The following is a 14,604-nucleotide window of genomic DNA, read 5'->3' as shown; positions in this document are numbered from 1 at the left end:
CAGCGGAAGCCGACCATGCCGCACCAGATGAGCCGCAGGATTAAGTAGATGTTTGAAGTGCCACCTGTTGATGATCATGATATCCGGTGGGCATGCGAGGTGCTTGGACTACCAACGACTGCGTTTCATGGAGGTGATGGCAACGATCCGCGCGCAGCTGTGCTGCTTAGTAATGAAACTCTTGATGTTGAAGCGTGTCCTGGTAGCGGAAAAACGACGTTGCTTGTCGCCAAGCTCGCGATCCTCGCGCGGAAGTGGAAGTCTCGGCGTTCAGGTATCTGTGTGTTATCGCACACGAATGCGGCGCGTCGTGAAATCGAGCGCAGTATCGGTCGTACTGCCGCAGGAGCATCTCTGCTTTCCTATCCTCACTATATTGGGACGATTCACGGTTTTGTGAACGAATTTCTTGCTATTCCGTGGCTGCGTTCATTAGGTTATCCCATTACAGTTATAGACGACGCTCTTTGTGAACAGCATAGGCGCCGCCTACTGTCATTCATTCAATACGCGGCGCTCAGAACCGTTGTCAATAACAAGGAAAAGTACCCCAACGTAAACTTTGTCGGAAGCTGGCATGTTGCGTCGCCTGATTTCCTGGTTCTCAAGGAAAACGGTAATCAGTTATTTAAGGATCCTAATAAGCCAGCAGCACAACAACTTTGTCGGCTTGCTCGTCAGTGCACTGAAGACGGGTACTATCGGTACGAAGAGCTGTTTATGTGGGCAGAAGATTTTCTTGGCAATCATCCTGAAGCTGTTGCGACCATTCGGCAGCGATTTCCGCTGCTCTTCATTGATGAAGTACAGGACAACAGTGAGTCACAATCACGATTGCTTCAACGTATTTTTATCGATGGCGAGAACCCTGTCATTCGACAGCGCTATGGAGACTCTAATCAAGCGATCTATGCGCACACCGGGGCGACCGGTGCGCAGAGTGACCTGTTCCCCGTGGACGCCATCAGACGCGATATTCCAAATAGCCACCGCTTCGGTCAGCAAATTGCCGATCTTGCCAATCCGCTTGGTCTGAACCCACAGGGCCTGATCGGGCTGGGGCCTCCGTTGCATAAGGTGCAGGCTGAAACGCACGGCAGGCATGCTGTCATTCTTTTTGACGACGCCAGTATCACCTGTGTGTTCGAATGTTATGCCAGATATTTGTGTGCGCTATTCTCTGACGATGAACTGGTAGAGGGTACATTTACGGCTATCGGTAGTGTTCATCGTCCCGGTGAAAATACACACGCGCCACGTTTTGTTGCACATTATTGGCCTGAGTATGACCATGAACTGAGCTACGCCGAGCCCAGACCCAAGACATTTCATCAATATATTGCTGCTGGCTGGAAGACTGCCGGCACGGGCGGTGATACGCATTCTGTTGTGGAATGTATAGCAGATGGCATTTATCGCGCTGTACAGATTGCCGACCCTGTAGTGAAACGTACACAGCATAAGAGAAGGCATCGCTCAATCCTCGAATCGCTGGAAGGTGTTGACGGTTTGAAAGAGCGTTATCTAGCTCTCGTCATGCGTGTCATTGATGATGAAGCAGACATTGAGGCCCAAGAGTGGGAGGGAACCTGGGTGCCGGTGATTCTTCAGCTTGCAGAGCTATTGTCAGGGGGCGAGATCAACCCTGTTCATCTGGATGAGTTCCTGGTCTGGCCCGACGAGGATCCGGATGAGGAAGTGGTGCGAAAGGTTAAGCGGAAAGACAATGTTTACCGCTTTCCTATGGATGCACCGGCTGTGGAGATCCGTGTCGGATCAATTCATTCGGTGAAAGGCGAAACTCACACGGCAACGCTCCTTCTCGATACTTACTTCCACGACCACCATTTAAATGCTCTCCGACCTTGGCTGTTAGGCCAGAAGGTTGGCCAAGGCACTGAAGGTGCTCGCATGCAATCTCGTCTCAAGCAGCACTATGTTGCTTTTACACGGCCAACACACTTGCTGGCAATTGCGATGCGAGACAATCTTAGTGTCCAAGATATCGAAGTTCTTAAGGGTAGAAACTGGCGTGTAGGGCGAGCACAGCAAGACGGTGGTATAGCATGGCTGTAGATTCACCTGAAACCATACCTGTTGCTTTCCTGTTCGTCGCTCCTCTCAGACCTGAAGAAATAGGAGAGTGGCTGGACAAGGCATTTCTTCGTGCACTGAAAGTTGCCGATCCAGACGGTACAGTGGAGACACGCATTTATCGTGGTGGCGTCCTGTTGGCGCAGCTTTCCTATAAGACTGCAGTTGTCAAAGCTGTACCGGCAAAGCGCCGCAAACCCGATGGCCCCGTCACCTACCAGACAAGCCGGACCGAGCATTCAGATCGCGGTCTCTATGCCACGCTTGTCGGAGATTTCGTGGAGTCAAGTCTTGAGCGATGGCATACGGTAGACCGGACGATCTTTTGGGAAAATGTCGGTCGTCGCTCACTCGATGCCACGTTCGTGTCGACTCTCGCGCCGGATATTGCCGTGCGGATGGACAAGGAGTTGCGTTCTCATCCGCTTTATATAGGAGCCGTTTCGCCCGATCTGGGCAATCCGCTTCACCGCTACCTGTTTATTGAGGTGATGTTCAAGGACGCCTTTGTTAGTGGTGGGCGCGTGTATATTCGCGCTGGTATGCCGGGTACGGACGATCCTTCTTTCATCGGCGCCGACACATTTTCTTCTGCTGGAATAGGGGTCGTGCCCTACGATCAGTTTGATAATGTCGCGCCGCCACTTGTTCTTTCCGCAGAGCTAAGCGCCCATGGCCTCGTCAGCGAAATGCGTATGGAACGTCGCATGGCACTCGATGTTCATCAGAAGGTCATGCGTGATTTGAGTTTCAGCCGGTCACTACGCGATCTGGATCGTGACTTTGAATGGGACCTTTCCCAGCTCCCGGATGCGCCGGAAGAGGTCAATGTACAGGCAACCAAAATTGCGGACTATCTGCTCAATCCTGACCACAAGGACAACAAGGGCAAGGCGAAATTCTTTTCGGAGCATCTTGGTATTACAAAATCAGACTCTACCTATCTTCGCGGCCAACTTGTAGATGCCCTTGGTCATGTCACCTATGAGAATGTGCGCATTGATGACTATGGCGTCCGCTTTATGGCCAATCTGCCTGTCACCGGGAAGAACGGGGAGACCGCGACAATCGAGACAGGCTGGATTGTGCGGCCCGGCGAGCGTGCCTCACTTATTACCGCTTATCCAGGCAAGAAGGACGCTGCACTTGAAGAGCAGGCTAGACCGCCGCAGCTCGTCTCCGACAGTTTGAAAGGTGATGAGCGCTGGCAGACGCTGTATGACCTTGCACATGCGGTGGGTCTGGAGGCCATGAACGCCTGTGTGCCCAAGCCACTAGTGGTCGAAAACCAGGTCTATATGGAGGGTGATTGCGGTGGTGCAGTCGTCGTTATAGAAGACGGGCGCACATCGCTCGCACGCTGGTTGTGCAAGAACGGGCGGGGCCACCGTCACTACAAATCCGGATACGCGATTTCTGCTGAACGCATCGGCCAGTCCGCCGAATCCGCCGAGGCATATGCTGATGCCTTTGCGCGCGTCCTGCGCCGCAACGGCATCGCCTGTAGGTCCGAGATCTATTACACTTGACTAGTTTTCCGGGAGCTTAATCGGTGATTTTTCGAACATTTTGAAGGATTTTCTGAGCATGGTATTTTTCATGGTATTACCGTTTAGCAGGAAAATAAGCCACTGAATATAAAAGACAAAAATGGGTTGTTGACAATAGAGTGGGAGTAGACCGGATCTGGCACAGACTGGCAACTGCAGGCATCAAGACACAGTAAGCACACATATCCAATAACTTACCTGCAATTCTGTCTGGCAACATCTGGCACTGGCGGGCATCGGCAAGCAGCTATTTCCATACACAAGCGTATCGACACGCCTCCGGCCTGGCTAACCAAGGTTACGACCAATCTGGCGCTGGACTACCTGAAGAGCGCCAGAAATCAGCGCGAACACTACGTCGGTCCCTGGCTTCCTGAACCCTACATCGAAAAAAGCGAAAGCCCGGATAGCCGGTACGAGTTGGACCAAAGTATTTCAATTGCACTCATGTTGACGCTGGAACGGCTTTCACCAGCCGAACGAGCGGCATTTATCCTGCACGATGTATTCCGGTACGGCTTTGACGAGATAGGTCAGATGCTGGATAAGTCCGCTCCGGCCTGCCGCAAACTGGCGAGCCGTGCCCGCGACAACATCCAACGCAAAACCCAGCCGAATAGTGCCGACAGGCGGGAGTTGGAGCAATTGTCCTCGGCCTTCTTCGATGCCATCAGGCAAGGTGACATGGATTTAACCCGCACCTGGTTCAATGGCGTTCCCGGCTATGTACTATCACTGAAACAAAACCCTGTTACAGCCTTTAGCTTCGATGCCGACCAGGGTCTGATCGGCAAAATTTACGCCATACGTAACCCTGATAAATTGCGCTATTTCGTGTGAAACACCAACCCACAGGATCATTACCATGCAATTGACTATCGTTAACCCTGACAGTCTCTATGACCCCGTACCAAACGGCTACAGCCATGCAGTCGTCGCCGAAGGTGGTGTACGAATCGCTTTTATTGCCGGGCAGGGCGGTGAAGACCGGACGGGCGCGTTGTCGCCACAATTCAAAGATCAGGTAAGGCAGGCCTATACGAACCTGGGTGTGGCACTTGACGCTGTCGGTGCGAAACCAAACCAGGTTGCGAAAATTACAACCCATGTTGTCGATTATGATCAGTCGTTACTTGACGTGATGACACAGTGCGTCAAGGAGATGTTTGGCGACATGCAGGCATCGATACCCTTTAGTCCGCGCTTGTGTAGTGATGATATGGAAACGCTTAAGCACGCCGCTATTCAGGGGCTAGGCATTGTGGCGTTGCCGGCCTATATATGCCGAACGGAAATTGCCTCAGGATTTTTGCATCGAATACTGCCCGATTGGACAGCCGGCGATGCTGAACTCAGTATTCTGATGCCTTCACGGTATGGGGTAATGCCTGCGGTTAAAGCGCTAATGGAATTTTTGATTCAGCAAGTGCCTGGTGTTCTTTCGGGGTGATCTGCGGTTTTTCCAGATGTTAAACCATGACACTTTAACCATGCAGAACCTGGAAGTGCTGGATATTACGGCCCATATTGATCTGCTATTGCCAAAGACGGCATCGTGATCATAATCGCTGTCCACCAATAGCAAGGCCACCATCCACACCAATACACTCACCCGTCACAAAGGACGCGCTGTCGCTGCTCAACCATGCCACTAATTCCGCCACCTCACCAGGCGTACCGAAACGCTGGAGAGGAGCATGCTTTTTAAAAGGTGCCGCCTCCTCACTTTCTGGATCGAAAAAACGGCGAAACATGGGTGTGTCGATATAGCCCGGACAAACATTATTGACGCGAATACCATGCTCCGCACCTTCTACGGCAAGTGCATGTGTCATACCGTCGAGTCCCGCTTTACTGGCAGAATAAACACTAGTGCCGACAAGCACGCCCTTGGCCAGCCACGACGAGGTATTGACGATCACACCAGGGCGCTGTTGCTCGACAAAACAAGCCATCTCATATTTGCAACATAGCCAGACCCCTTTGAGATTGATATCGATTGTCTCATGCATGGAGGCGTCCTCAATTTCGCCCACTGGCGCGAAACTGCCCTCGATACCGGCATTATTAAAAGCAATATCGAGGCGCCCAAAGTGTTGCACTGTCTCCTCCAGTAAAGCCTTTACGGATTCAGTCTGTGAGACATCGGCCTGAACAAAATGCACCCGGCCGCCAGCGGGTTTTAATCGCTCCAATGCCTGTCGCCCCATATCAGCGCGCCGACCGGCGATCACCACATTGGCACCGCGCCGCAAAAACAGTTCTGCGGCCGCAAAACCAATACCGGTGGAACCACCGGTCACCAATGCCACTTTATCTGTAAAAATTGCATTTTTCATAAGAGCCCCTCATTCAGATTAGGGCTATTCTAACGAAGAAAGCCGTAAGCGGCGGTGCGCTGACTTATGCCGATCAAAGTAATGATTATGAGGAACAAACCGTCTGGCGGCGAAATTCAGTGGGTGTCAGCCCCGTGTGTTTCTTAAAAAAAATATTGAAGTTGCCGGGGTGGTTAAAACCCAGTCGATAGGCTATTTCCGCAATAGTATGGCTGGGCTGCAACAGCAGGTGCTTCGCTTCCAGAACAGCCCGCTCGGCAATCAGGGTGGTAGTGGTTTTGCCGGTAACCTCCCTGACCGAGCGATTAAGGTGGTTCACATGCACATAAAGTTGCCCGGCAAAATCCGCAGGCTTACGCCAGTCGCCCTGTTCAGAAAAATGCTGATCGAGCAATATCATAAATTGTGAACAAAGCCGAAACGCTGCAGTATTGCGAAACAACAGATGGCTGGGCTGCATTTTCAGTGCTTCGTGAATGATCAGATCGAGGTAATTATGGATAACGGCATATTTGCCTGGATAATTACTATTTTGCTCCAGCAACATACGCTCAAAAAAGTAACTAATCAGCCTGGTTTGCTCTTCGTCAGGAAACCGGACTGGATCACCATCCAGTTGAAAAAACGGTGAACTCGGCAACACACCGTGGCGTTTACGCCGGGAGAGAAAGTCTTCGGTAAACAAACAGAAATAGCCGGTCTGTTCTGCCGAATAGGGCTCCCAGGAATAAGGAATATGAGGATCGGAAAAGGCCAGTGCACTTCGGGTAATATCAACGCCGCAATCCGCGTAACCCAGGCGACCCGAACCTTGCACACAGAGTGAGACCTTATAGAACTTATAGCGCCCACTTTCCAAGCTTCGACTACACGAAAACTCCTCTCGCCGGTAAACCGCAACGGGGTTGATATCATGCTCTGATTCCTCTCGTTGATGCCAGCGGTAGAAATCCTGCAATGTCTGATGATGTAACTTAATCATGATTATGATCTTCTCTGCTAAGCACGGACATATGATTTAAGATACCTTATCAAATTGTTCTTCTTCAAATGCATCAATTTGGTAAATAGCTAATTTCATTGCACTCTCTTAAAAACATAACGTTGTCAACACAGGCCAAGCGACAGCAATATCCAGAATCTAAATAATCAAAGACTTATCGAGATACCGGATAATGCTCTGGTTCCAGCCCGGGGTGCTTCCGGCATGACGAGTAAAAGCAAGAATCAAGTAGACAAACTCCTTGATTTTTTTGGTGCTCTATTATGGATAGGTTCTTCGCAACATTAGCCATACAATAAAATATAAAGCAGACACGGCTTTATATTTTATTTATTTTTATTAATCGACTCGCTCACCATTAACAGATAGATTTTAAATAAGCAGGCCGACAGCCTACTTATTAGAAATACACAATTTAAAAAATATGAAATTTTATATTAAAAATCAACAAAATAAGTCTGGTCACCCTTACTGGGTTTACACGTTATCTTGCGACCCGATTAATATTATTTGGCCCAAATACTTACATGATGTACTGTTAACTATCCGGTGCATAGGTGTATGCATATGGAAATAAATTTATGGGTTTAAGTGCCAAACTTTTTTTTGACAATGATGAAAATGAAACGCTTTTTAGATGTATTTCACTGACGCCTGAACAGTTAGAAGATGCTAAAACAAAGAAAGATAAGCTTCTCAAGTTAATCAAACCTGAACTTGCCTCATCGCTAGATGCCCCGGTTAAGCATTGGCTCCAAGGATCGTATAAAAATCACACTCTTATTAGACCTATACAAAAGGGTGATGAATTTGATATTGATGTGGGGTTATATGTTTTGTGTAACGCAGAAGATGAGGGACTATCTGCACTGGAAGTAAAGCAGCTAAATCGAAATATACTTGAGTGGTATGTTTTAAATAGACCGGAAGCAAAGGTCGAGCTATTCATGGTGAACGTAGCTGGCGCGGAAGCGAGTATGACTGAGGAGCCCCGTGAGGGAAAACTTCATGCGGGGATCTGTGTGTGGGGCGCTGGGTGACCGGCGTTCCTACCACAATTATATACCCAAAGCGATTGAGATTTTGGCGCACTCTGAACACCGAAATCTCAAACGCTGTGGGTATATTTCATCAATTTAGGAGTTATCTCAATGTCTTCTTCTGAGCAGGGTCGATTTGTAAGGCTCGACTAATTGTGAAAACCTACACGCCCTTATTCTGTGCGGGACGCATCAGCTTCCACATAAGTTTTCATTGATTCAAAAACATTTGTCAATGTATTGTCCAGTTTATTTTTCATAACAAGTTTGTTCAATAAACCCCCGAGCAGGCCAAATTTCATCTGATACGTCATCGTTTGGCTTATGTGGGTGGTTTTCTCATCCACAGATTGCAGTCGGGTAGTCCATTCCATTTTTTCTATCGGCCAGTTATGCTCATATAACTCCATTTTTATCCACTGACCTTCTTTGTAGTCAATGACCCGTTCCCGGACAGTGCCGTCCTTGCCGAGATCACATTCGCGTGCAGCACCTTCGCCACGATGTTTATCGGTAATATATTTGGCACTCCGCACGGTGGGATTATAGTGCTGCACCTGTTCGAGATCGGCCAATGTTTCAAAGACTTTTTCCTTGGGAGCTTTCACCGTAATTTGATGTTCTAGTGTTGTCATACCGCCTCCTATGAATGACAGGAAAACAAGTGCAACCAGAAAAACTGCTACGACGGCAATACCTTTCTTTACTTTACTCATATTCACCTCAGATAAAACTAATTAACATTCCAACCGGGTCGATTGGTAAGCCGCTGTAACCACTGCCTAATTCCAGGGAGCGCATCAAAGGAGATTCCGGCATTTTGCGCCATCTCCATCGAGGTTCCCACGCAAATATCCGCGATGGTGAACATATCGCCCATCAACCATTGCTTGTTTTGAAGGTGATCGTCGAGCACCTTGGTACAACGCTCGAACAGGGGCATATTTTCATCGATTTTCTCCTGAACGGGCTCTTTTCCGGTGAGTGGTTTGCGATAAAGCTTCTCAAAAACGATGGCGTTGATTGCTGGCTCCTGGTGGTTGGCATGCCAGAACATCCACTTGAGCATTTCCGCGACTTCGGCCTCGGAATCGGGCAGAAGGAGCTGAGCTTCCCGGTATTCGCTGGCAAGGCGATACAAAATGGCGGGGGATTCCCACAAATAATCCCCGTCAATCTCGATAACCGGCACCCTGCCGTAGGGGTTTTTACTCAGGAAGTCATCGGTGTGCTGTTCACCGCCAGGCAGATCAATCATCCGGGTATCCAGTTCTATGTTTAATTCTTTTGCCGCCACCAAAATACGTTTAGAGTTGGGGGACATAGGGTGCCAATACAGTGTAATCATGGTTAATTTCCTATTGTTCTACTGAATTTACTGAGTTCAATTTAGTATGTTGCAAAAAAGGACATACTATTTATACTTTAGTAGGTCCTTTTTTGCAACATACTATTTTGATAAACTGAAAATACCGATCAAATGACCCAACCGACAACGATGACTATCAACTATGAGCCGCCACGATCCCTCTGTCCAATTGCTACAGCACTGGATATCGTGGGTGATAAATGGACCCTGGTGATCATCCGGGACATGCTTGGCGGTAAATCGAAGTTTTCGGAGTTTCTTGAATCACCGGAGGGCATCAAGAAAAACATCCTTAACGAACGCTTAAAGCGCCTTGTGGCGCTCGACCTGATTCAACGACGCCAATATGAGGAGAGACCGCCCCGGTTTGAATATCTACTTACCCAGGCTGGCGCCGACTTTTTACCGGTATTACAGACACTTGCCAAGTGGAGCCACCAACATGTTCAAGGCCTATGGACACCATCTGATCGTTTTTTGACTCAAAAGATACCTGCTATCTCTAACACTGATTGAATGGCTGAAGTTGTGTGCGACCCGAGCCGCCTTCGACCGCAGGCTGGGTAAGTTTTTGGCCCGATATAGGGAACGCGGTGCCTTGGTTCGGTGTCTCGTTGAGGCGGGTCTCTGGCAGAAATCCTCGTAATGAAGGAAGTAAAGCCGAAGAAGGCAGCGAAGTTTACCGCGAAATACCTGATAAACCCATCGAAGCGGCGACCACCGATGCCTACAATGAATCGGAACAGGTTAGTGGATTCTTTTCTTTGATCGAAGATAATTTTGTCGTTCCATTATAAGACCCAGGTACTTGGACAGCTGGTGACCGTGACTGGGATCAATATCACTGAAAGCGATCAAATAGTCGCAATCAGTACGTTCGGAAACACAGCCCGAGCAATAAGGGGTGGAATGGATAGCTGCTTTAGCAAAAAATATACCATTGAATATAAAGGTAAAAAATGACCTATTGATAATAGAGTGGGAGTGACTGGAATTTTTAACGCATTGATTTATAAAGATTAAATTAATCTATTGATGATATAAACTGCATCACCAATGGTATTTTTCATGGTATTTGTTGCGCACAGCAGGGCAAAAAGTGGTGATACCATGGGTGGTAAACTGGTGCTGCCATGGTATTAACGGTGTTCAAAGTTTCGCTTCTCGAACGAGCGTGGCGTGATTATTCTGATGGGTGTGGTTGAGATAGTTACATATCCTGTTCCGAAACCCCTCTCGTTGTATTATTTCAATGCTCGCCAACCCGGCACGGCTTTGGCGAACTCTTCTTGAAAAGCCGGACGTTTGATGTTGTTCTGTTTGACTTTGATGGCGAAATCACGCCAGCGCGGCGCATCGTGCAGTACGTCAACCAACACGTGGTGGACCTTCTTCATCACCTGTGCCTTGCGGGTGTATTCCTTGCGTGGGGCGTTGTTCTTGAGGTTGCCCAGTCCTGATAAATAGTATTTAAGAATCGCTTCGGGATATCTGCTTTCGAGGCGCCTGGCGGTCTGCAGCTCATAGGCGCTGTCCCAAGCGTAGAGGGGATGGCGGCATCGGGTCAGCACGGCCACCGCGTCCTCGTACTCCTTGCGGTGCATGCGGATGCGGAGTTGCTCCGTGTCCCGGGCGTTCGCCAGCTGCGCAAGGATTTTCGCTTCGTAATGCTTCCATTCGGCGGCCGTGCACAATTTCCGAAACGCCTTGTACTTGTCACAGGTCAGATGATCGATCGCCTGATCGAACTGTAGTGCCAGGTAGCGTTCGCGATTGCCGGCGGATTTGGCCCGCTTGGCAACGAACTGGCGCAATTCATCCATGCGGCCCTTTCCCCGGTGTAGCCCTTCCTCCGCGACCTCCATGGCCTTCTGCCTTTCACCGGCCTTCCAGTGGAAGTCCGCTAGGTCATAATAATCGGCGCCGGTGTCCAGTTTGCGCTGGCGTAGTTCGAGATATTTTTCCCGGTTACCGAGTTTGCGATAAATGCGGCGGGCATGGTCGAGTTTCCAGTCTTCACCCATGGTCTCGAAAGCTTCCGCCAGTGCCCCCCAATCGTCGTCTGTATAACAAGCCGCATAAGCCACATCGTAGAGATTGTCGTCAAGGCCGGCATTGCCACTCTCGATATAGGGCAGGACATTATCGAGAAGTTGTTGCCGGTAGGCTGCTGGGGTCTTTTTCCGGGAAAGCGCCTGTGCGATCTCCTGCAGCAGGCTCGAAACATGGGAGTCGGCGTCATAATCGCCACCGCCGTATGCATCCAGTTCGTCCAGGTCAGGAGCGAGTTCGGCCCACAGGGCCAGCAGTTTTTCGCCCTCGGACTGTTTCTTTTGGTTGGGTGACAGAACTATGTGCCTGTTCAGGTAGGCGAGGCATTCACGCCGGACAGCGGGGTGCGAGGCAGCCACGCTTACGATCAGATCGACCAGCTTTGCTTTCGGCGCGGTCTCCAGCAGAGCGGCCAACGGATCATCCTGTTTGCCTTTTCTCGCCACGAACCTTTACTTGAGAAGCTGAAATTGAACGAATTGGCCCAGCAATGGCAGGGTTTTTACTTGGTACTCCTGACACAGGAGTTCGCCGGAAGCCGGTTCCACCGTCGCCAGTCCCAGGAACCCCGCGAAATGCACCAGCGCACGCCAGGTGTAACTGCGGCGCACTGCCTCATCGGGTGAAATTACCTCGCTCGGGGGCACTTCATCCAACAGCATCGGAAAGGCGCGTAAGAAGGCGTCTTCATAAAACACCTGCGGCCGCGAAATGCCACCGTAGCGCATGAGCAGGTAAAGCGTGAACAGGAAGGCGCTCTGTATGAATCGCAGTTCGGGATAGCCGTCCCTGTACGCCCAGTTGAACTGCTCGACATAGGCCCTGAACAGCCTGGGATAGATCGCTGCCAAGCCGTCATCGGCCAACAGGCGGCGGCAGTCGCGGCTGAGGATGAATCGCCCCTTGTATTTACGGATCAGCCCCGCCAGTTCGGCCACCAGACGGGTGATATGCAGATCCACGAAACCCTCTTCCCCATTGATGCCGCCATAACGGGTTTTTTCCTGATATCGCTGCTCACCCCAATAGGCCAGCGCAGCTTCGCGGCAGAAGTTGCGTGGCAGATTGCCCTTGGCGGTCGGTTTGAGTCCCTGATTGCCGATGGCGCCCGTCAATTGCTGGAACAGGGTTAGTATCGGTGCGGCTGGAGTGGCATCCAGCACCTCCGAAAAGCGAGCCAGTCCCGGCGATGCGAACGGGAAATTCAGCATCTGATGCATCTGCTCGGGCGATAGACCGTGGAATTCGTCCAGCCGCCGACGGTTTTGCTGTTGGGTAATCTGGTCGAGAAATTCTTGCGCTGATTTCAGCGAGTTGAATTGCCTGCCTTTGAGCGCTTCGCGCAAGCGTTCGGACATGCTCGCCGTGCCATGGCTGGATGCCTTGCCGTTCTCCTTGCCCAGGCAGCAGTGCTTGAATTTTTTTCCGCTGCCGCAGGGGCAGGGGTCATTACGACCGATGGCCGGTGTTTTCATTTCACAATCTGCTCGGAATTGATCTCATGCCACGGCAGAATAGTGACATCGGAACGTATCTGCCGGGTGTCACCGCCATAAACCAGCCATGCTTTTCCTGCAGTATCACCGGCGAGCTTTTGCCAGAACTCAAGTCCCTTGAAGTAATCTTTGTTGATGGTTTGCCCAGATTTGATTTCCAACGGTGATAAATGAGTTCCATTGTCAATCAACAGATCAACTTCGTGTCCCGAACGATCACGCCAAAAGTAAAGATTCGAGGTTTCACCCGAGTTATAGCGGGCCTTAAGCAATTCACTGATGACCCAGGTTTCGAATAATGCGCCTCGCTGAACATGGGTAGCCAGTTGTTCGCTGTTTTGGATGCCGAGTAGCCATGTCGCAAGACCGGTATCCAGAAAATAGAGTTTGGGCGTTTTGACCAGGCGCTTGTTGAAATTCTGGTGATGCGGTGGCAACAGATACACGATGTAACTGGCTTCCAATACGGATATCCAGGCTTTGACTGTGTTATGCGTAATGCCACAGTCGTTGGCGAGGGAGGAAAGATTGAGGAGTTGTCCAGTTCGTCCGGCGCACAATTTCAGAAAGCGTTGAAAGGTGCTCAGATCCTGTACCTTAATTAATTGCCGGACGTCTCGTTCCAGGTATGTGCGCACATAGTTTCCTTGCCAGGGATGTGGTTCAAGTTTGCGGTCGAAGATGGGGGGGAAAGCACCATCAAAAAGTATCTTATCGAGGTTCCGGCCAACTTTTTCTGCGCTCTGTAACTCGTCGTAGGTCAGGGGTAACAGCGTCAGCAATGCGGCTCTGCCTGCCAGACTTTGTGTAATGCCTGACAATAGGCCAAATTGCTGGGAATCCGTTAGGATAAATTCGCCGGGTTGTTGCCTTTCATCGACGCGTGTCTGAAGATAGGAAAAAAGGGCAGGGCAGCGTTGCGCCTCATCCAAGATGGCTCCCTCGGTAAACCGGTTTAAAAACCCCCTAGGGTCGGTTTCGGCAAACTCCCTCTGGTCGAGATCCTCAAGCGAAACATAGCGGTGTTCGGGAAAGGCATGCCGCACCAGGGTAGACTTGCCGGATTGGCGAGGACCCGTGACGACAAGCACCGGATAGCCGTTGGCAAAGTGCTTAAGTCTGGATTCTGCGTTTCGGGGGATGTAGGTCACGGTGGTTTCTGGTTGCGTTACATGCCCACATTATGCGGAATAATGGCTAATTGTCAATGTAATTAACAATTAGCCAAATAGGGCCTGTTTGCGGTGATCCATTACCTGCAGGAGTAATGGAGTACAGCTGGAAGTCAAAGTCCTGAAGGTAGCCTAGGGTGCTGTGTGATGACGCTCAATCGGCAATATTTTTCGAGTATTTTGAAGGATTTTCTGAACATGGTATTTTTCATGGTATTACCGTTTAGCAGGAAAATAAGCCATTGAATATAAATGATAAAAAAGGCTTATTAATGATAGAGTGGGAGTGACTAGAATTTGTAACCTATTGAAAATAAATAATAAAAACAATCTAATTGATAATATAATCTGAATCATCAATGGTATTTTTCATAGTGTATCTTGCGTGTAGCAAGGCAGCGGACATCGATACCATGAGATAGAAATTGAGCTTGGCATGGTATCGGGGAGCTTGATCAATAGGCGCTCTACAGCAATCAGAAACTGGTA

The 14,604-nt window shown here is 49.8% G+C and carries 14 protein-coding genes; 7 read left to right on the top strand and 7 right to left on the bottom strand.

What is annotated here, in order from left to right; all coding sequences use genetic code 11:
* Window positions 1–48 precede the first annotated feature (48 nt).
* The 4 genes from ACQY5R_RS11095 to ACQY5R_RS11080 all read left to right on the top strand — a co-directional run bounded on the left by ACQY5R_RS11095 (window position 49) and on the right by ACQY5R_RS11080 (window position 5,094).
* Window positions 49–2,076 carry a UvrD-helicase domain-containing protein gene (locus ACQY5R_RS11095; protein WP_428608229.1) on the top strand — a complete coding sequence of 676 codons (2,028 nt, stop codon included), beginning with the start codon at window positions 49–51 and terminating at the stop codon, window positions 2,074–2,076.
* Window positions 2,067–3,623, top strand: a complete 1,557-nt coding sequence (locus tag ACQY5R_RS11090) for a DUF6883 domain-containing protein (protein WP_428608228.1) — start codon at window positions 2,067–2,069, stop codon at window positions 3,621–3,623. The genes ACQY5R_RS11095 and ACQY5R_RS11090 overlap by 10 nt, the downstream gene beginning before the upstream one ends.
* Before the next feature lie 468 nt (window positions 3,624–4,091).
* Window positions 4,092–4,484, top strand: a complete 393-nt coding sequence (locus ACQY5R_RS11085) for a sigma factor-like helix-turn-helix DNA-binding protein (protein ID WP_428608226.1) — start codon at window positions 4,092–4,094, stop codon at window positions 4,482–4,484.
* Between the two features lie 25 nt (window positions 4,485–4,509).
* On the top strand, window positions 4,510–5,094 hold the full coding sequence (locus ACQY5R_RS11080; protein WP_428608223.1) for a LysR substrate-binding domain-containing protein: 585 nt from the start codon (window positions 4,510–4,512) through the stop codon (window positions 5,092–5,094).
* Between the two features lie 109 nt (window positions 5,095–5,203).
* Here the strand turns inward: ACQY5R_RS11080 and ACQY5R_RS11075 are convergent, their stop codons facing one another.
* Window positions 5,204–5,983, bottom strand: a complete 780-nt coding sequence (locus ACQY5R_RS11075) for an SDR family NAD(P)-dependent oxidoreductase (RefSeq protein WP_428608221.1) — start codon at window positions 5,981–5,983, stop codon at window positions 5,204–5,206.
* A gap of 85 nt (window positions 5,984–6,068) precedes the next feature.
* Window positions 6,069–6,965, bottom strand: a complete 897-nt coding sequence (locus tag ACQY5R_RS11070; protein WP_428608219.1) for a helix-turn-helix domain-containing protein — start codon at window positions 6,963–6,965, stop codon at window positions 6,069–6,071.
* A 602-nt stretch (window positions 6,966–7,567) separates the two neighbouring features.
* Between ACQY5R_RS11070 and ACQY5R_RS11065 the strand changes: the two genes are divergently transcribed.
* Complete coding sequence (locus ACQY5R_RS11065) at window positions 7,568–8,026, top strand: cyclic GMP-AMP synthase DncV-like nucleotidyltransferase (RefSeq protein WP_428608216.1); 459 nt, start codon at window positions 7,568–7,570, stop codon at window positions 8,024–8,026.
* 173 nt (window positions 8,027–8,199) lie between these two features.
* On the opposite strand, the gene ACQY5R_RS11060 is transcribed toward ACQY5R_RS11065, so the two are convergent.
* Both ACQY5R_RS11060 and ACQY5R_RS11055 read right to left on the bottom strand, forming a co-directional pair.
* The gene (locus ACQY5R_RS11060) at window positions 8,200–8,742 is read right to left on the bottom strand and encodes an SRPBCC family protein (protein WP_428608213.1); all 543 of its coding nucleotides are present in this window, start codon (window positions 8,740–8,742) and stop codon (window positions 8,200–8,202) included.
* Between the two features lie 17 nt (window positions 8,743–8,759).
* The gene (locus ACQY5R_RS11055; RefSeq protein ID WP_428608210.1) at window positions 8,760–9,374 is read right to left on the bottom strand and encodes a glutathione S-transferase family protein; all 615 of its coding nucleotides are present in this window, start codon (window positions 9,372–9,374) and stop codon (window positions 8,760–8,762) included.
* A 132-nt stretch (window positions 9,375–9,506) separates the two neighbouring features.
* On the opposite strand from ACQY5R_RS11055, the gene ACQY5R_RS11050 reads away from it, so the two are divergent.
* The gene (locus tag ACQY5R_RS11050) at window positions 9,507–9,911 is read left to right on the top strand and encodes a winged helix-turn-helix transcriptional regulator (RefSeq protein ID WP_428608207.1); all 405 of its coding nucleotides are present in this window, start codon (window positions 9,507–9,509) and stop codon (window positions 9,909–9,911) included.
* 77 nt (window positions 9,912–9,988) lie between these two features.
* Window positions 9,989–10,192: a hypothetical protein gene (locus ACQY5R_RS11045; RefSeq protein WP_428608205.1), complete on the top strand. Its 204-nt coding sequence runs from the start codon at window positions 9,989–9,991 to the stop codon at window positions 10,190–10,192.
* Between the two features lie 447 nt (window positions 10,193–10,639).
* Here ACQY5R_RS11045 and ACQY5R_RS11040 read toward each other — a convergent pair whose 3' ends face one another.
* The 3 genes from ACQY5R_RS11040 to ACQY5R_RS11030 are packed head-to-tail and all read right to left on the bottom strand — an operon-like array spanning window position 10,640 to window position 14,094.
* Window positions 10,640–11,893 carry a hypothetical protein gene (locus ACQY5R_RS11040; protein WP_428608202.1) on the bottom strand — a complete coding sequence of 418 codons (1,254 nt, stop codon included), beginning with the start codon at window positions 11,891–11,893 and terminating at the stop codon, window positions 10,640–10,642.
* A gap of 6 nt (window positions 11,894–11,899) precedes the next feature.
* A complete protein-coding gene (locus ACQY5R_RS11035; protein WP_428608200.1) occupies window positions 11,900–12,922 on the bottom strand; it encodes a YecA family protein in 1,023 nt (340 codons plus the stop codon).
* Entirely contained in the window at window positions 12,919–14,094 is a 1,176-nt protein-coding gene (locus ACQY5R_RS11030; RefSeq protein WP_428608197.1) for an ATP-binding protein, read from the bottom strand. Before ACQY5R_RS11030 ends, ACQY5R_RS11035 begins: the two co-directional genes overlap by 4 nt.
* Window positions 14,095–14,604: the final 510 nt, after the last annotated feature.

It is taken from the genome of Sedimenticola sp. (genome assembly GCF_050289425.1).
Taxonomy (GTDB): domain Bacteria; phylum Pseudomonadota; class Gammaproteobacteria; order Chromatiales; family Chromatiaceae; genus Sedimenticola.
The sequence above is the reverse complement of the archived record's forward strand: the minus strand, read 5'-3'. Positions and strand labels throughout refer to the sequence as shown.

Excerpts from the sequence above, each read along its gene's own strand:
- ACQY5R_RS11055 (WP_428608210.1), bottom strand. The coding sequence starts at position 9,374 with ATGATTACACTGTATTGGCACCCTATGTCCCCCAACTCTAAACGTATT.
- ACQY5R_RS11085 (WP_428608226.1), top strand. The coding sequence starts at position 4,092 with ATGTTGACGCTGGAACGGCTTTCACCAGCCGAACGAGCGGCATTTATC.
- ACQY5R_RS11060 (WP_428608213.1), bottom strand. The coding sequence starts at position 8,742 with ATGAGTAAAGTAAAGAAAGGTATTGCCGTCGTAGCAGTTTTTCTGGTT.
- ACQY5R_RS11075 (WP_428608221.1), bottom strand. The coding sequence starts at position 5,983 with ATGAAAAATGCAATTTTTACAGATAAAGTGGCATTGGTGACCGGTGGT.
- ACQY5R_RS11065 (WP_428608216.1), top strand. The coding sequence starts at position 7,568 with ATGGGTTTAAGTGCCAAACTTTTTTTTGACAATGATGAAAATGAAACG.
- ACQY5R_RS11080 (WP_428608223.1), top strand. The coding sequence starts at position 4,510 with ATGCAATTGACTATCGTTAACCCTGACAGTCTCTATGACCCCGTACCA.
- ACQY5R_RS11095 (WP_428608229.1), top strand. The coding sequence starts at position 49 with ATGTTTGAAGTGCCACCTGTTGATGATCATGATATCCGGTGGGCATGC.
- ACQY5R_RS11090 (WP_428608228.1), top strand. The coding sequence starts at position 2,067 with ATGGCTGTAGATTCACCTGAAACCATACCTGTTGCTTTCCTGTTCGTC.
- ACQY5R_RS11050 (WP_428608207.1), top strand. The coding sequence starts at position 9,507 with ATGACCCAACCGACAACGATGACTATCAACTATGAGCCGCCACGATCC.
- ACQY5R_RS11035 (WP_428608200.1), bottom strand. The coding sequence starts at position 12,922 with ATGAAAACACCGGCCATCGGTCGTAATGACCCCTGCCCCTGCGGCAGC.
- ACQY5R_RS11070 (WP_428608219.1), bottom strand. The coding sequence starts at position 6,965 with ATGATTAAGTTACATCATCAGACATTGCAGGATTTCTACCGCTGGCAT.